This is a genomic window from Aeromonas molluscorum, from assembly GCF_051376105.1.
GTDB lineage: Bacteria > Pseudomonadota > Gammaproteobacteria > Enterobacterales > Aeromonadaceae > Aeromonas > Aeromonas molluscorum.
Map to the genome: position 1 here is coordinate 252,501 of NZ_JBPQCY010000003.1, position 17,125 is coordinate 269,625.

At 59.7% G+C, this 17,125-nt stretch carries 16 protein-coding genes (1 of these 16 running past the window's edge); 5 read left to right on the plus strand and 11 right to left on the minus strand.

Annotation, left to right across the window (positions count from 1 at the left end):
- The 4 genes in view from ACSMDR_RS20450 to ACSMDR_RS20465 are tightly spaced (each overlapping or abutting the next) and all read right to left on the minus strand, a layout consistent with a single transcriptional unit that may run on beyond the window.
- Positions 1-282, minus strand: the 5' portion of a protein-coding gene (locus ACSMDR_RS20450) for an ExbD/TolR family protein (RefSeq protein ID WP_005893222.1). It extends 120 nt beyond the left edge of the window; only the first 282 of its 402 coding nucleotides appear in the window; it begins with the start codon at positions 280-282; the stop codon falls past the left edge of the window.
- On the minus strand, positions 279-809 hold the full coding sequence (locus ACSMDR_RS20455) for a MotA/TolQ/ExbB proton channel family protein (RefSeq protein WP_436469513.1): 531 nt from the start codon (positions 807-809) through the stop codon (positions 279-281). The genes ACSMDR_RS20450 and ACSMDR_RS20455 overlap by 4 nt, the downstream gene beginning before the upstream one ends.
- Entirely contained in the window at positions 806-2,101 is a 1,296-nt protein-coding gene (locus tag ACSMDR_RS20460) for a MotA/TolQ/ExbB proton channel family protein (RefSeq protein WP_436469514.1), read from the minus strand. The genes ACSMDR_RS20455 and ACSMDR_RS20460 overlap by 4 nt, the downstream gene beginning before the upstream one ends.
- The gene (locus ACSMDR_RS20465; protein WP_436469515.1) at positions 2,098-2,856 is read right to left on the minus strand and encodes a DUF3450 domain-containing protein; all 759 of its coding nucleotides are present in this window, start codon (positions 2,854-2,856) and stop codon (positions 2,098-2,100) included. Before ACSMDR_RS20465 ends, ACSMDR_RS20460 begins: the two co-directional genes overlap by 4 nt.
- 209 nt (positions 2,857-3,065) lie before the next feature.
- Here ACSMDR_RS20465 and ACSMDR_RS20470 point away from each other — a divergent pair, with 209 nt between their 5' ends.
- On the plus strand, positions 3,066-3,842 hold the full coding sequence (locus tag ACSMDR_RS20470; protein WP_436469516.1) for a helix-turn-helix transcriptional regulator: 777 nt from the start codon (positions 3,066-3,068) through the stop codon (positions 3,840-3,842).
- A 57-nt stretch (positions 3,843-3,899) separates the two neighbouring features.
- Here the strand turns inward: ACSMDR_RS20470 and glmS are convergent, their stop codons facing one another.
- Both glmS and ACSMDR_RS20480 read right to left on the minus strand, forming a co-directional pair.
- Entirely contained in the window at positions 3,900-5,732 is a 1,833-nt protein-coding gene (gene glmS, locus ACSMDR_RS20475) for a glutamine--fructose-6-phosphate transaminase (isomerizing) (protein WP_436469517.1), read from the minus strand.
- A 50-nt stretch (positions 5,733-5,782) separates the two neighbouring features.
- Positions 5,783-6,556, minus strand: a complete 774-nt coding sequence (locus ACSMDR_RS20480) for a DeoR/GlpR family DNA-binding transcription regulator (protein ID WP_005893207.1) — start codon at positions 6,554-6,556, stop codon at positions 5,783-5,785.
- 123 nt (positions 6,557-6,679) lie between these two features.
- Here ACSMDR_RS20480 and blrA point away from each other — a divergent pair, with 123 nt between their 5' ends.
- The 4 genes from blrA (at position 6,680) to creD (ending at position 11,290) form a co-directional block, all read left to right on the plus strand.
- Positions 6,680-7,354 (plus strand): beta-lactam response regulator transcription factor BlrA, encoded by a 675-nt coding sequence (gene blrA / locus ACSMDR_RS20485; RefSeq protein ID WP_436469518.1) that lies wholly within the window; start codon positions 6,680-6,682, stop codon positions 7,352-7,354.
- A gap of 86 nt (positions 7,355-7,440) precedes the next feature.
- Entirely contained in the window at positions 7,441-8,871 is a 1,431-nt protein-coding gene (gene blrB, locus ACSMDR_RS20490) for a beta-lactam sensor histidine kinase BlrB (protein WP_436469519.1), read from the plus strand.
- Between the two features lie 107 nt (positions 8,872-8,978).
- Positions 8,979-9,767 (plus strand): class D beta-lactamase, encoded by a 789-nt coding sequence (gene blaOXA / locus ACSMDR_RS20495; RefSeq protein WP_005893202.1) that lies wholly within the window; start codon positions 8,979-8,981, stop codon positions 9,765-9,767.
- 179 nt (positions 9,768-9,946) lie between these two features.
- A complete protein-coding gene (gene creD, locus ACSMDR_RS20500) occupies positions 9,947-11,290 on the plus strand; it encodes a cell envelope integrity protein CreD (protein WP_436469521.1) in 1,344 nt (447 codons plus the stop codon).
- 60 nt (positions 11,291-11,350) lie between these two features.
- Here creD and glmU read toward each other — a convergent pair whose 3' ends face one another.
- The 5 genes from glmU to atpA form a co-directional block, all read right to left on the minus strand.
- Positions 11,351-12,712, minus strand: coding sequence for a bifunctional UDP-N-acetylglucosamine diphosphorylase/glucosamine-1-phosphate N-acetyltransferase GlmU (glmU, locus tag ACSMDR_RS20505; RefSeq protein ID WP_436469522.1), 1,362 nt, complete (start codon positions 12,710-12,712; stop codon positions 11,351-11,353).
- A 93-nt stretch (positions 12,713-12,805) separates the two neighbouring features.
- Positions 12,806-13,231, minus strand: coding sequence for a F0F1 ATP synthase subunit epsilon (locus ACSMDR_RS20510; protein ID WP_005893194.1), 426 nt, complete (start codon positions 13,229-13,231; stop codon positions 12,806-12,808).
- Between the two features lie 18 nt (positions 13,232-13,249).
- A complete protein-coding gene (gene atpD / locus ACSMDR_RS20515; protein ID WP_005893192.1) occupies positions 13,250-14,638 on the minus strand; it encodes a F0F1 ATP synthase subunit beta in 1,389 nt (462 codons plus the stop codon).
- Positions 14,639-14,671: 33 nt separating this feature from the next.
- A complete protein-coding gene (gene atpG, locus ACSMDR_RS20520; RefSeq protein ID WP_005893190.1) occupies positions 14,672-15,538 on the minus strand; it encodes a F0F1 ATP synthase subunit gamma in 867 nt (288 codons plus the stop codon).
- A gap of 43 nt (positions 15,539-15,581) precedes the next feature.
- Complete coding sequence (atpA, locus tag ACSMDR_RS20525; RefSeq protein WP_005893188.1) at positions 15,582-17,123, minus strand: F0F1 ATP synthase subunit alpha; 1,542 nt, start codon at positions 17,121-17,123, stop codon at positions 15,582-15,584.
- Positions 17,124-17,125 lie beyond the last annotated feature (2 nt).

Here is a 17,125-nt window from a genome sequence, read left to right on the forward strand (position 1 = left end):
GGGCTGTTCGGCCAGCATCCGTGCCAGACTGGCTTGCACCCGCTCTATGTCAACCGCCTTGCGATCAAGATAGATCTGACCCTGTTCGCCGATGGCCAGCATGATGCTGGACGACTTCTGGGCCTTGGCATGACTCGCCTGGGGACGATTGACCTCAAGCCCGGCTTCACGCACGAAGGAGGTAGTCACTATAAAGAAGATCAGCATGATGAAGACAATGTCGAGCATGGGGGTCATGTCGATCTGCACTTCATCACGCACGCGCTTGGATTGGCGTCTCATGGTAATACCTTCTCTTCGCGCAGTCCGTCCCGGGTTTGTGCCAAGGCACGTTTGGCCTTGCTGTCGAGACGACTGAGTAACAATACGCCGAGCAAGGCAACCACCATACCCGCCATGGTGGGTATGGTAGCGCGGGAAATGCCGCCCGCCATGCTCTCTGGATTAAAGCGGTTGGCCGCCGCCAGGGTGTCGAACACCCCTATCATGCCGGTCACTGTGCCAAGCAACCCCAACATGGGGCAGAGCACGACCAGGGTGCGAATGAGGATCAGATGACGGCCAAGTTCCAGCTCGACCTGAGCCAGCCAGCGACCACGGATGGCGCGGGCGTGCCAGCTGCTTTGCTCCACCCTGGCCTGCCAGTCGGCTTGCAGGCGGCGCTGCAATACGCCGTAGCCCAGATTGAGGTAAAGCAGCCGTTCGATGATCAGGACCCACATCAGCGCCAGCATGGCCAGTATGACCCAGAGCACTGGGCCACCTCGGCCCATGAAGCTCTGCAACTGATGCCAGATGTCAAGCATCATGCCGCGCGCCCTTCCCGCATCTCTCCTTCGGCACGCTCGGCCAAGATGCCGGCCACTTGCTGCTCCAACACATTGGAGAGCTCGACGAAGCGCGACTGCAGCAGACTATGGGAGAGGATGAGCGGTATGGCGGCTACCAGCCCCATGACGGTGGTGATCAGGGCCATCGAGATGCCACCCGCCATGATCTTGGGATCGCCGGTACCGAACTGGGTGATGGCCTGGAAGGTGCCTATCATGCCGGTCACTGTGCCGAGCAGCCCCAGCATGGGCGCCAGGGCGGCGATCACCTTGACCATGCCAAGGCCTCGCTCGAGCCGTGGCGTCTCTTGCAGGATGGCCTCGTCCAGCCTCAGCTCCAGGGTCTCCATGGGGATCTCCGGGTGCTTGTCCGCCACCAGCAGTACCCGGCCGAGGGCATTGTCCGCATGATAATCACCGCTGGCCAACTGACGGCGCACCCGGCCCAGCTCGCGAGAGAGGCTCCAGAGTCGCACCGCAGCGATGCCAAGGCCAATCACGGCCAGCAGCACTATGATGGCGCCCACCTTGCCCCCCTGCTGCAACTGCTGCCAGAAGCTGGGTGCCTGGGCCTGCATGGCAAGCAAGACACCGTGGGAGGGATCGAGCGGTACGGCCTCGCCCTCCTGCCCCTGGTAAGCATTGGCGGCACTATTGAGATTGACGGGCAGGTCGAGCACAGGGGCCAGGCCACCGGCCTCTACCTGTAGCAAACCGGCTTGCCCCAGCAGCATGAAGCTGCCGATGCGGGTCACCGGCTGGCGACTCGCGGCGCCCTGACCGTCCAACACATTGGTCTCGAAGCGCGCAATCTGGCCAGATCCCTGAATCTCTTGCATCAGCAGGGCCGGCAACTGGGCCAGGGCGGTGCGATCCGGCACATCCTGCTCCTTGCTCATCTGCTGCAAGGGTTGTAAACGATCGCCATATTGACCCTGAAGCGCCGAGCCACCAAGTAGCCTGGTCGCGTCCTTGGCACCTTGGCGGGCCACGGCAAAGACCTCGTCCATGTCGCTGGCCGCCTGTTGCCACTGGGATTTCAATTCCCCCAGTTTTTTCTCATTGTCGGCAAACTCGCCCGCCAGTTGCTTGCTCTGCTGCTGGGCGGCACTCAACCGGGCACGGGCGCTCGCCAGGGTCTTGCTGACCTCACCCAGAGCCTGACTCGCCTGTTGTTCACGGGCCTGCTCCTGAGCCTGCCAATCTTCATTGGCCAGAGCCGGCTGCGTCATGCCCAGCACCAGCACCACAAAAAGGGGAAGCTGTTTCATGATTGGGTCTCCTGCAGGGCCACGGAGAGCGGCAGTTGCAACAACTGGGGGATGCCTTTGTCTTTCGCCATGGCAAAGGCATCGCCGAGCGGGCTCAGCCACCGCTCATCCAGTGCCAGCCATGCTTTTTGTTGCGCCGACCAGCGCCAGGCCAAACTGTGATCCGCCGTCATGGCGAGCAGTGCCACCCGGCCCACGGCCAGCACCTCTACCCGGCGCGGCGCGCCATCCAGGGTCAGCTCTGCCATATAGGCATCGAGCCGATTACCGTATTCAGCCTCTATCTGATAGGCCTGCAATAGTTGGCGAAACTTCTCCGCCTCGCTCACGTCACTGCGGGCCAGGGTCGCTTTCAACCCCTGTATCCGTGACAACCGCTCATCGATGCGCAGCGGAATGTCATCTGCTACCAGCGCCGCCAGATCGCTCTGCATCTGCAGCATCAAGGGGATAAGGCCCTGACGGGTCTCTTCCACCGCACCAAGCTGGGTATTGAGGCGAGCCAGCTCCTTGCGCTGATCGGCGACCAGAGCGTGCATATAGCTGTTGTAAGCCTCGAGATCGCGCAGTTGCAGCTCGGCACTCTGCAGCTCCTGGCGGGCGGCGAGGGCGGCATCGGCCGCTTTCTCAACCCGCTGCTGGGACGCTTGCCCGGCGGCAATGCTTGCCTTGAGGGCAGGCTTGACCAGTTCATCGGCTGAAACTGACAAGGAGATCGATAATGGCAACAGGGCCAGACACCATAACTTGTTCATGACATGAATCTTATCAATGATAACTATTCTCATTATTTCAAATCATGGGAGCAGTAGCAATCGACATCAGTCCTTGGCCTGGGGGGAAAAAAACAGGATAATTTTTAGACAAACACGGGATCTACTGGCGTTGGTAGAAGCAACACCAAATTTATAACTAAAAAATATCTTTTCGATCAGCAAGATAGAGGTCGAAAAAGGAGAAGAAAATGTTTAACGACGCCATATGGGAACACATAGACAGGTTCACCAAGGCCAAGAAAACAAGCGACATCCAGCAGCTTCTGGAACGGTTCAGCCACCAGATGGGCTTCGATTATTTTCGTTTGCTGATTATTTTTCCCATCAGCATGCAAAAGTCCCACGTCGCCTTGTTCAACAACTGTCCCACCAGCTGGTTCAATGCCTATACGGAAAAGCAGTTCCTGACTCAGGATCCGGTGGTGCACCTGGGCCTGAAGCAGACCCAACCCATCTTCTGGAACCAGCTCGATTGCACCTCACCCTGGCTGCCCAGCGCCAGCCAGGAGGTGATGAACCTGGCCGCCGACTTCGGCGTTCGCAACGGTGTCTCCTTTCCATTGCACACCCCGCAGGGTGAACACGGCATCCTCTCCTTTATTACCAAGGAAAAATCCGACTCCGAGCTGATGTTCGACAACGTGCCCATGCTCTCCTTCTGTGCCAGCTATATCTTCAATTCAGCCCTGACCCTCATCAAGGCCAGACCGGATCTGATGAAGTATCTGACCGAGCTGTCGGATCGGGAGAAGGAGTGCCTGTTCTGGGCCAGCGAGGGTAAAACGTCCTGGGAGATCGCCGCCATACTCGGCATCAGTGAACGGACCGTCAATTTTCACCTCAACCAGGTGACCAACAAGACGGATTCCAAGAACCGCAGCCAGGCCATCGCCAAGGGGATTTCCAGCGGCATCATAGTGCCCTCCCTGACCGATGTGACTATCACCAACCTGCGGCTCTCCTAGCCGGACAGGAAAACAAAAAGAGCCGCAATGCGGCTCTTTTTCATTCCAGACCATGACTTATTCCACTGTCACAGATTTCGCCAGGTTGCGAGGCTGATCCACGTCCGTGCCCTTGATGAGGGCGACATGGTAGGAGAGCAGCTGCAACGGCACCGTGTAGACGATGGGGGCGATAGCCTCCTCGACATGGCTGAGGTTCATCACCCGCATGGTCTCATCGCTCTTGAAACCGGCAGCCGCATCGGCGAACACATAGAGAATGCCGCCACGGGCGCGCACTTCTTCAACGTTGGACTTGAGCTTCTCCAGCAGATCGTTGTTCGGTGCCACCACTATGATGGGCATCTCGGCATCGACCAGCGCCAGCGGGCCATGTTTCAACTCACCGGCGGCATAGGCTTCGGCATGGATGTAGGAGATCTCCTTGAGCTTGAGCGCCCCTTCCATGGCGATGGGGTACTGGCTGCCACGGCCGAGGAACAGGCTGTGGTGCTTGTCGGCAAACTCTTCGGCCAGAACTTCAATCTCCTTGGCCAGCGCCAGACTCTCATTGATACGCTGCGGCAGGGTTTTCAGCGCCTTGACCAGATCGGCCTCGGCGGCGGCGCTCAGGTTGCCACGGCAATGACCGATGGCGGTCACCAGCATCAGCAGTCCGGCCAGTTGGGTGGTGAATGCCTTGGTGGAGGCCACCCCTATCTCGGTACCGGCCCGGGTCATGAAAGCCAGATCCGATTCACGCACCAGGGAGGAACCCGGCACGTTGCAGATGGCCAGCGAGCTCATGTAACCAGACTCCTTGGCCAGACGCAGGGCGGCCAGGGTATCGGCGGTCTCGCCGCTCTGGGACAGGGTCACCAGCAGGCTGTTGGGACGCACCACCGACTTGCGATAGCGGAACTCGGAGGCGATCTCCACATCGCACGACACGCCAGCGATCTCTTCAAACCAGTAGCGGGCGACCATGCCGGAGTTGTAGGAAGTACCGCAGGCAATGATCTGGATGTGCTCGACCCGATCGAAGATGGCACGGGCACCATTGCCGAACGACTCGACCACCACATGATCGCTGCCAAGACGGCCTTCGAGGGTGTTGGTGATGGCCTTGGGCTGCTCATAAATCTCTTTGAGCATGTAGTGGCGATACTCACCCTTGTCACCGGCATCATGGGAGAGCTCGGATTCCAGCTCTTCGCGCACCACCGCATTGCCGTTGGCATCGAAGATGTGCACGTCACGGCGGGTCACCTCGGCCACATCGCCCTCTTCCAGGAAGATGAAACGACGGGTCACCGGCAGCAGCGCCATCTGATCGGAAGCGATAAAGTTCTCGCCGATGCCGCGGCCGATAACCAGGGGGGAACCGGAGCGGGCCACCACCACGCGGCTGTCGTCACGGCTATCCATCACCACGGTGCCATAGGCGCCGCGCAGCTGCTTCACCGCCACCTGCATGGCCACCAGCAGGCTGGGGGCGGATTTCAGTTCGTGGTTTACCAGGTGGGCGATCACTTCGGTGTCGGTGTCCGAGGTGAACTCATAGCCCAGCCCCTGCAGCTCGGCGCGCAGCTCTTCGTGGTTCTCGATGATGCCGTTGTGCACCACCACGATATGCTCGGAGACGTGGGGGTGGGCATTGCGCTCGGAAGGCTCGCCATGAGTCGCCCAGCGGGTGTGGGCTATGCCGGTACCGCCATGCACGGATTGTTCGTCCAGCGCCTTGGCCAGCTCGGCGACCTTGCCCAGACGACGCACCCGCTGCAGCGGATGCTCGCTGCTGAACACAGCCACACCGGCGGAGTCGTAGCCGCGATACTCGAGACGACGCAGTCCCTCGACCAGAATTTCCGCTACATCACGTTGGGCCACGGCCCCGACGATGCCACACATAGACTTCTCCTTACACTTGAATTGTTAACAATGGGGTAGGCAGGCGAACATCAGCCTGCGAGGGGAGCGCAGATCAGCGTCACCCCTTTGGATTCGAGTAGTTGCCGGGTTTCATCGGCCAAGTCTTCGTCAGTCACCAGGGTATGAATTTGTGCCCAGGGCAACTCCAGATTGGGGATCTTGCGGCCTATTTTTTCTGATTCGACCATGACGATGACTTCCCGAGAGACCTCGGCCATGACCCGGGACAGGCCCACCAGCTCGTTGAAGGTGGTGGTACCCCGCTCGGGATCTATGCCATCGGCACCAATGAACAGCTGGTCGAAGTCATAGGAGCGCAGCACCTGTTCCGCCACCTGGCCCTGAAAGGACTCGGAGTGGGGATCCCAGGTGCCGCCGGTCATCAGCAGGGTAGGTTCGTTTTCCAGCTCGCGCAGGGCACCAGCCACATTGAGGGAGTTGGTCATCACGATCAGGCCGCGCTTGTTGCTCAGCATGGGGATCATGGCACTGGTGGTGCTGCCGCTGTCGATGATGATGCGGTTGTGATCGCGGATCCGTTCGGCGGCCGCGCGGGCGATGGCCAGCTTTCGTTTCGAAACTTGCTCCGGGTTATCCGTCACTACCATCTCGCTCGGTAGCGGCACCGCCCCCCCGTAGCGACGCAGCAACAGACCGCCGGTCTCCAGCACGGCCAGATCCTTGCGGATGGTCACTTCCGAGGTGGCAAAGTGCTTGGCCAGGGCATCGACGCTCACTTCACCCTGTTCTTGCACCAGAGTCACTATGGTGTGGCGGCGCTGCTGTGTGTTTCGTTTTGTCATTATAAAGTTTCGATCCGAAAGAATGGCGGAATATTAACAAGCTTTGCGGGAAAAACAAGCGGGCAACATAGGATCCCCATCACTTAGCTGCCAAAATAGACCGGCAGAGAGTGAGAGGATCCCATGCACAAGAGATTGATATGGTTGGTAGAAGACGAGGCCAACATAGCAGACACCCTGATCTATGCGTTGCAGACCGAGGGGTTCGAAGTAACCTGGTTCAACTTGGGCGAGACCATGTTGGCGAGATTGGCACAGACCCAACCTGACTTTCTGATCCTGGATGTGGGCCTGCCCGACATCAACGGCTTCGAGTTGTGCAAGCGGGTCCGGGCCAGCTGCGATACCCCGCTGATGTTCCTCACCGCTCGCAGTGAGGAGATTGACCGGCTGATTGGACTGGAAATAGGCGCCGATGACTATGTGGCCAAGCCCTTCTCGCCACGGGAAGTCTGTGCCAGGGTTCGCACCATATTGCGCCGCAGCGGGCGACAGCCCCCCTCACAGACCAGCGGCTTGCAACTGGACGAGGATAGGGCCCGCATCAGCTTTCAGGGTCAGGCGCTGGCGCTCACCCGCTACGAATACCTGCTGCTCAAGACGCTCATGCAGGCGCCGGGCCGGGTCTACTCCCGCCAGCAGCTGATGGACCTGGTGTGGAGCGGGGCCGAAGAGAGCCTGGATCGCACCGTCGATACCCACATCAAGACCCTGAGAGCCAAGCTGAGGGAGCGGGACCCTGATGCCAATCTGATCCTGACCCACAGGGGGCTGGGCTACAGCCTGGAGCTGGCATGAAACATGACCCATTGAACGGCAACAGCGGTGCAATCTGGGACAAATATGAGACCTAATCGGATAGCACCCGATCATCGGAAACCAGCATGAGAATTGGATTGCAACTGCTGGCCGGATTGCTGCTCATCTTCGCCCTGGCCGCCTGGTTTGTACTGGAGATCTTCGTCGAAGAGATCAAGCCGGGGGTGCGCAGCGCCGCCGAAGATACGCTGGTCGACATGGCACAGATACTGGCCCCCCTGGCGCTGGCTGATTTGCAGGAGGGCAAGATGGCCAATGGGCGACTGGCTCATGCCTTCGCCCGCCTCAATCAGAGGCCCATCAATGCCGTGATCGATGGCCACCTCAAGCAGCAGACCGAGTACCGTATCTATGTTGTTGATGCAAAAGGAAAAGTGCTCTACGACTCCTCGGGGCGGGATCTGGGCAAAGATTACTCCCGCTGGAATGATGTCCATCTGACCCTGCGCGGTCAATATGGCGCCCGCAGCACCCGCAGCACCCCGGACGATCCCGCCAGCTCGGTCATGCATGTGGCGGCGCCGCTGCGCGAAGGGGATGAGATTCTCGGTTCCCTTACGGTTGCCAAACCCAACCATACCCTGCTGCCGATGATAGAGCGTGGGGAGCGCCAGCTCTTGCAGGCTGCCGCCCTCATGTTGCTCATCGCCCTGCTCATTGGCGGCTTGCTGGTGTGGTGGCTAAACAGGTCAATCCGCAAGCTGGAAACCTATGCCCAGGCCGTCAGCCAGGGCGAGCCTGCCCAGTTGCCCCATTTATACAGCCTGGAGCTGGACAGGTTGGGGCGCTCCCTCGAGACCATGCGCCGCCAGCTCGATGGCAAGAGTTACATAGAGCAATACGTCCACAGCCTGACCCATGAGCTCAAGAGCCCCCTGGCGGCCATTCGTGGGGCGGGGGAGCTGCTGGCGGAGGCCCCCCCTCCGCAAGTCGCGACCCGTTTCATTGGCAACATCAATCAGGAGACGACCCGCATGCAGCAGCTGATCGAGCGTATGTTGCAGCTCGCTCGCCTCGAATCGGGTCAGGATCGTGAACGGCAGGCGGTGGAACCATCATCACTCGGCGAAGGGGTCGCGGCGGCGCGCCAGATAGTGGCCGATCGACGGAACATCACTCTCAGCCGCAGCCTGAAACCGGCCCGGCCACAGCACTGGGATCCCTTGCTGGTGGGACAGGCCCTGGGCAACCTGATCGACAATGCCCTCGACTTCAGCCCAACCGCTGGCCTGCTGGCGATAGAGGGAGAGCCGACACCGGATGGCTACCGTTTCCGGGTCAAGGATCAGGGCCCGGGTATCCCGGATTTCGCCCTGCCGCGCATCTTCGAGCGCTTCTACTCTCTGCCCAGGCCAAACGGCGCCAAGAGCAGTGGCATAGGACTCAGCTTCGCCGCCGAGGTAGCGCGCCAACATGGGGGCAGCCTGACGCTGCACAACGGGAAACAAGGCGGAGTGCTGGCCGAACTCTGGCTGCCCACCAGCGGCACAACATGATTCATATGGACTTCACACTGACCACACAGAGCGGCGCTAAGCTGGTGCCCCCCATGCCGCCATTCCGGGCACATGGGGCCATGCCCTGTCGAATCAAGGAGACCCGAATGTCCCGAATCCTGTTGCCCGGCCTGATTGCCGCCAGCCTGTTGTTCAGTGTGCCCGCCAGTGCGGCTGGCTGCTGGCTGTTTGCCGATGGCACCGGCCAGCCCTTGTCCCAGCAGGGAGAGTGCAGCCAGCGCCTGCCCCCCGCCTCCACCTTCAAAATCCCGCTGGCACTGATGGGTTATGACAGTGGCTTTCTGGTCGATGAACAACTGCCAGCCCTGCCGTTCAAGGCCGGAGATGCAGACTTCCTGCCCGCCTGGCGCGAGACCACCACTCCGAGCCGCTGGATGGACCATTCGGTGATCTGGTACTCCCAGCGTCTCACCGAGTGGCTGGGAGAAGCCCGCTTCCAGCAGTACGTCGACCACTTCGACTACGGCAACCGGGATCTCGCCGGCAATCCGGGCAAGCAGGATGGTTTGACCCAGGCTTGGCTCAGTTCATCGCTGGGGATCAGCCCGCTCGAGCAGGCCAGTTTCCTCGGCAAGCTGGTGAGCGGCAAACTGCCCGTCGCCGCCGACGCGGTACGCCACACCAGCGCCATCATGCGTCAGCCCGACATCGACGGCTGGCAAGTATACGGCAAGACCGGTATGGGTTACTTCAAGCAGGCCGATGGGAGCCTGGACCGACAGCGTCCCATTGGCTGGTTCGTCGGCTGGGCCAGCAAGGGAGATCAGACCCGCATCTTCGTCCATACCGTACTGGACAAACCAGGCAAGCAGTTCGCCTCAGTCCGCGCCAAAGAGGAGCTCTTTGCCGCCCTGCCGGACAAGCTCAAGCAATGACAAGCGCGGTTCGCGGCGGGCAAATGGGGTTGTCCCAGTCCACTTGAGCGCGGCCTCATTCACTCCAGCCGGCGCCAGGGCGCCGGTTTTTTTTATCGCCCTTCACCCTCACTTCACAGAGGCTCACCTCCCCTTCACCCAGCCAGGACACACTGACCTCCGATAACAAGGAGCCCGTCATGGTCAAACAGATAATCACCCACAAGCTCTTCCTGCTACTGCTGCTCGGCCTGCTGTTGATGCTGCCGGTGCAGTCGATTCTGGATCTCAATCACGAACGCCAGCGCTATCAGCATCAAGCCATCGACAGCATGATGGCCAGCAGCAGCGGTCCGCAGCGGCTGCTGGGGCCTGTTCTGGTACAACCCTATAGCCGCGCCGTCACCGTGGAGCAGGATGGCAAGCGCTTCGTGCGCCAGGAGCGGCTCTACCGCTATCTGTTACCGGAACAGCTGGAGATGCGCGCCAGCATGGTGGTCACCCCGCGCAAACTCGGCATCTATCAGGCGCAGCTCTATCACACCAAGCTCACCCTCTCCGGCCATCTGCCCGATACCCTGGCGGACAAGCCGTTGCTGGCCAGCAACCCGGACCTGCTCTTTGACGGCGCAGATCCGGCGCTGGTGGCGGGTAAACCCTATCTGAGCCTAGTGCTGTCCGACGCCCGTGGCATCAACAGCGTCCCCGTGTTGCAACTGGGAGAACGCCGCATCCCCTTCGTTCCCGGCGCCTTGCTCACAGAGGGTCAGGCTGGCATTCACGCGCCGCTCGACGCCTTGCCGGGCGAACAGGGCAACTTCCATATCGAGCTGCACTTGCAGGGCATGAACAGCCTGGAGCTGGTGCCCCTCGGTCGGGAGAGCAGACTGCAACTGAGCGGCAACTGGCCGCATCCCAACTTCGTCGGTGACTTCCTGCCGGACAGTCGCAAACTGGATGAGGCTGGCTTCAATGCCAGCTGGCAGACGAGCTGGTTCGCGACCGACATGGAGACCCGTTTCTTGCGCAGCATGAGTGGCAGGGAAGACACCCTGCCCGCCTTCAGTGTCAATCTGGTGCAATCAGTGGATCAATACCGGCTCAATGAGCGGGCCGCCAAATATGCCCTGCTGTTCATCGGACTCACCTTCATCAGCTTCTTTATGTTCGAGCTGCTCAAGGGGCTGCGGGTGCACCCGATCCAGTACGCCCTGGTCGGCATGGGACTGGTTATCTTCTATCTGCTGCTGCTGGCACTGACCGAACACCTGGGCTTCGCCCTGGCTTACCTGCTGGCGAGCCTGGCCAGTGTGGCGCTCAATGGCTTTTACCTGAGCCATGTGCTGAGGGGCCTGAAGCAAGGGCTCGGCTTCGCGGCCCTGCTGGGAATGGTCTATGCCACCCTCTATGGCCTGTTGCAGGCACAGCAGAGCGCGTTACTACTCGGTGCCCTGTTGCTGTTCGCCGTATTGGCGCTGCTCATGGTGCTCACTCGCAAACTGGATTGGTATAGCGTCATGGGCAACTCCGGGCGCGAGCCATAAAAAAACCGGCGCCACAAGGCGCCGGTTTCCTTTATTTCATAGATAGGGATTGATTGGGCATCACTTCTTCTTGACCGGGCGCGCCCAGTTCTGAATATGGCGCTGGGGCACCCGGGTGATCACCAGCTCGTGCTCGGCCACATTCTTGGTGATGGTGGAGCCAGCACCCAGGGTCGCGCCCTTGCCGATGCGCACCGGCGCCACCAGCTGGGTATCGGAGCCGACGAAGACATCATCCTCTATGATGGTCTGGAACTTGTTCACCCCATCATAATTACAAGTAATGGTGCCAGCGCCAATGTTCACCCTGGCCCCCACGTCGGCATCTCCCAGATAGGTCAAATGACCACACTTGGAACCAACGCCGAGCCGGGACTTCTTCATCTCGACGAAGTTGCCGACATGGGCATCTTGCTCCAGCACGGCACCTGGTCGCAGACGGGCAAAGGGGCCGACCGAACACTGATCCGCCACCTGCGCACCCTCGATAACGGAGTAGGGCTTCACTTCGGTATGATCGCCAATCTCGCAATCTTTCAGCACGCAGCCGGCCCCGATGCTCACATGGTTGCCGAGCTTCACCTTGCCCTCGATGATGACGTTGACGTCAATCACCACCTCTTCGCCGATCTCCAGCGTGCCGCGCAGATCGAAGCGAGCAGGATCGATCAGGGTGACGCCCGCGATCATCAGCTTCTCGGCCTGCATCTGCTGATAGCTGCGCTCCAATGCCGCCAGCTGCACCCTGTTGTTGGCCCCTTCCACTTCCATGGCGCTGTCCGGGTGGACGGCGGCGATGGGGCAGCCATCCCCATGGGCCATGGCGATGACGTCGGTCAGATAGAACTCCCCTTGGGCGTTCTTGTTGTCCAGGCGGGAGAGCCAGCCCCTCAGCTGGGCGCCATTGGCCACCAGTACGCCGGTGTTCACCTCGCGGATGGCGAGCTGCTCGGCGTTGGCATCCTTCTGCTCGACGATACCGACTACCTGACCCTGCTCGCGCACGATGCGGCCATAGCCGGTCGGGTTGTCCAGCACCACGGTCAGCAGCGCCATGCCGTCATCGGCCTTGGCGGCCAGCAGCCGTTGCAGGGTCTCTGGCTGGATCAGCGGGGTATCGCCGTAGAGCACCAGCACGTCGTCTTCATCCTGCCAGAACGGGATGGCCTGGGCGACGGCGTGGCCGGTACCCAGCTGCTGGGCCTGAAGCACCCAATTCAAGTCCGGGGCGGCAATCCGCTCCTTCAACAACTCGGCGCCGTGGCCATAGACCAGATGCAACTGCTCGGCACCTATCTGGCGGGCGGTCTCGATGACATGGGACACCATGGGTTTGTTGGCGACAGGGTGCAACACCTTGGGCAGTACGGAGCGCATGCGGGTGCCTTTACCCGCAGCCAGGATCACGACATTGAGGGACATAGCTAGCCTTTGAAACTTGAGAAAATACTCGGCGGAGTCTATCGAACGGATAAAAAAAAAGCGACCCGAAGGTCGCTTTTTGCATCACCGCTATTAACGGTAATTCTTTTTGACGATATCGATAACCCGCAGTTGGGCCATCGCCTTGGCCAGCTCGGTAGCGGCCTGGGCGTAATCGATGTCACCATGGGAGCTGTTGATCCGCTCCTCGGCACGACGCTTGGCTTCCTGGGCTTTCGCCTCATCCAGGTCGTCGGCACGAATTGCGGTATCGGCCAGCACAGTCACGGCTTCGGGTTGTACTTCCAGCATGCCGCCGGAGACGTACATCACCTCTTCGCCACCATTTTGCTTGATCAAGCGGACCAGGCCCGGCTTGATGGCAGTCAGCAGCGGCGCGTGACCGTGGTGGATACCCAGCTCACCTTCGGAGCCTGAAACCTGTACGGTCTGAACACGGCCGGCAAACAGTTTGCCCTCTGCGCTCACCACATCCAGGTGAAAGGATATCTCAGCCATGGGTCCTCCTATCGAGGCTTACAGTTTCTTGGCTTTCTCGACGACTTCGTCGATACCGCCAACCATGTAGAACGCCTGCTCAGGCAGATCGTCATACTCGCCTTTCAGGATGCCCTGGAAACCACGAATGGTCTCTTTCAGCGGCACGTATTTGCCCGGGGAACCGGTAAATACTTCTGCCACGAAGAACGGCTGGGACAAGTAACGCTCGATCTTACGGGCACGGGATACAGTCAGTTTGTCTTCTTCTGACAGTTCATCCATACCCAGGATGGCGATGATGTCCTTCAGCTCTTTGTAGCGCTGCAGTACGGTCTGAACGCCACGAGCGGTGTCGTAGTGCTCCTTGCCAACCACCAGCGGATCCAGCTGACGGGAGGTGGAGTCCAGCGGGTCAACGGCCGGGTAGATACCCAGCGCCGCGATCTGACGGGACAGAACGACGGTCGCATCCAAGTGGGCGAAGGTGGTCGCCGGAGACGGGTCAGTCAAGTCATCCGCAGGGACGTAAACGGCCTGTACGGAGGTGATGGAACCGGTCCGGGTGGAGGTGATACGTTCTTGCAGAACACCCATCTCCTCGGCCAGGGTCGGCTGGTAGCCTACTGCGGACGGCATACGGCCCAGCAGTGCGGATACTTCGGTACCGGCCAAGGTGTAACGGTAGATGTTATCCACGAAGAACAACACGTCACGACCTTCGTCACGGAACTTCTCGGCCATGGTCAGACCGGTCAGCGCCACGCGCAGACGGTTTCCGGGCGGCTCGTTCATCTGACCGTAAACCAGGGAGACTTTGTCCAGTACGTTGGACTCCATCATCTCGTGGTAGAAGTCATTACCCTCACGGGTACGCTCGCCCACACCGGCAAATACTGAGTAGCCGCTGTGCTCGATCGCGATGTTACGGATCAGTTCCATCATGTTGACGGTCTTGCCGACACCGGCGCCGCCGAACAGACCCACTTTACCACCCTTGGCGAACGGGCAAACCAGGTCGATAACCTTGATGCCGGTCTCCAGCAGATCGTTGCTGTTGGACTGTTCTTCGTAGCTGGGGGCTTCGCGGTGGATGGACCAACGCTCTTCTTCGCCGATCGGACCCTTCTCATCGATGGGTTCGCCCAGTACGTTCATGATGCGGCCCAGGGTCGAGGTACCAACCGGTACCTGGATTGCCTTGCCGGTATTAACTACTTCCAACCCACGACGCAGACCGTCGGAGGAACCCATGGTGATGCAGCGTACGACACCGCCACCGATCTGCTGCTGAACTTCCAGCACCAGACCCTGGCCTTGACCTTCGCTGACGACTTTAACTGCGTCGTACACCTTGGGTACGGCATTCTGCGGGAACTCGATGTCCACCACAGCGCCGATGATTTGGACGATGAAACCATTACTCATGTCAAATCCTCTAAACCTTTGATAACCCTTGCCTTACACCGCAGCAGCGCCTGATACGATCTCTGTCAGCTCTTGGGTAATACTGGCCTGACGGGCCTTGTTATACACCAGTTGCAGATCGTTAATCAGGTTACCGGCGTTGTCAGTCGCGGCTTGCATGGCAACCATTCGGGCCGCCTGTTCGCTGGCCAAGTTTTCCACCACGCCCTGGTACACCTGGGATTCGACATAGCGAATCAACAAGGTGTTCAGCAGCTGCTTGGGATCCGGCTCATAGAGGTAATCCCAATGGTGTTTCTTGGCGAGCTTGCTGTCTTCTGTTACGGGCAAAGGCAGCAATTGATCGACTCGGGGTTGTTGCACCATGGTGTTTACAAACTTGTTGTACACCAGGTACAGACGGTCAATCTCACCGTTGTCGTAAGCCTTCAGCATGACCTTGACTGAACCAATCAGGTCATTGACGCTCGGGTTGTCACCCAGTCCGGAGACGTGGGCTTGCACCTTGGCACCATGCCGCTGGAAGAAGCCGGAAGCTTTGTTACCGATCAGTGCCAGGTCAACCTTGGCACCTTTCGCGCTCCAATCCTTCATCTCATTGAGGGCAGCCTTGAACAGGTTGATGTTCAGACCCCCACACAGGCCACGGTCGGTGGAGACGACGATGTAACCCACTCGCTTGACCTCACGTTCCATGAGGTAGGGGTGCTTGTATTCCAAGTTCCCCTGGGCGATATGGCCGATCACCTTGCGCATGGTTTCAGCGTACGGACGGCTGGCAGACATGCGTTCCTGCGCACGGCGCATCTTGCTTGCTGCCACCATTTCCATAGCGCCGGTGATCTTCTGAGTGTTCTTCACACTCCCGATCTTGGTACGTATCTCTTTTGCGCCGGCCATCTCTTACTCTCCTTCAGGTGGCAGCTTGCGCTGCCACACTCGCTTACCAGGTCTGGGTTGCTTTGAAGTCATCCAGCAACGCAGTCAGCTTGCCAACGATCGCGTCGTTGTAGTCGGCTGTGGCGTTGATGTCTGCCATCAGCTCAGCATGCTGGTTATTGGCGTAGGAGAGCAGAGCGGCTTCGAAATCGACGATCTTGGCGATTTCGACGTCGGAGAGATAGCCCTTCTCGGCGGCGAACAGCACCAGAGCCTGGGCAGCCACACTCATCGGGGAGTATTGCTGCTGCTTCATCAGCTCAGTTACCTTCTGGCCGTGGTCCAGCTGCTTGCGGGTCGCCTCATCCAGATCGGAGGAGAACTGGGCGAAGGCCGCCAGCTCGCGGTACTGGGCCAGCGCGGTACGGATACCACCGGACAATTTCTTGACGATCTTGGTCTGAGCCGCGCCACCCACTCGGGATACGGAGATACCCGGGTCAACCGCCGGACGAATACCGGAGTTGAACAGCTGAGTGGTCAGGAAGATCTGACCATCGGTGATGGAGATCACGTTGGTCGGAACGAAGGCTGACACGTCACCGGCCTGGGTTTCGATGATCGGCAACGCGGTCAAAGAACCGGTCCGGCCAGTCACGGCACCCTTGGTGAACTTCTCGACGTACTCGACGTTGACGCGGGAAGCGCGTTCGAGCAGACGGGAGTGCAGATAGAAGACGTCGCCTGGGTAAGCTTCGCGTCCTGGCGGACGGCGCAGCAGCAGGGAGATCTGACGGTAGGCCACCGCTTGCTTGGACAGGTCATCATAAATGATGAGCGCGTCTTCACCGCGGTCACGGAAGTACTCACCCATGGAGCAACCGGCATAAGGCGCCAGGTATTGCAGGGCGGCAGCTTCGGAGGCAGAGGCAACCACCACTATGGTGTTGGCCAGAGCACCGTGCTCTTCCAGCTTGCGCACCACGTTGGCAATGGTGGAGGCCTTCTGGCCAATCGCGACGTACACACATTTAATGCCAGAGTCTTTCTGGTTGATGATGGTGTCGATGGCGATGGCGGTCTTACCTACCTGGCGGTCACCGATGATCAGCTCACGCTGGCCGCGACCGATAGGGATCATGGCATCGATGGCTTTCAGGCCGGTCTGGACAGGCTGGTCAACAGACTTACGCTCGATAACGCCCGGTGCGATAACTTCGATCGGCGAGAAGCCGTCGTTGTCGATAGGACCTTTACCGTCGATAGGCTGACCCAGGGTGTTGACCACCCGGCCCAACAGACCACGACCAACCGGCACTTCCAGAATGCGGCCAGTCCCTTTTACTTTCATCCCTTCGGCCAGATCGGCGTAGGGACCCATGACCACGGCACCAACGGAGTCACGCTCCAGGTTCAATGCCAGAGCGAAGCGGTTACCCGGCAGCTCGATCATTTCACCCTGCATGGCATCGGCCAGACCGTGGATACGAATGATACCGTCGCTCACAGAGACGATGGTGCCTTCGTTGCGCGCTTCGCTCTTAACATCAAACTGCGCGATGCGCTGCTTGATAAGCTCGGCGATTTCAGTGGAATTCAGTTGCATGC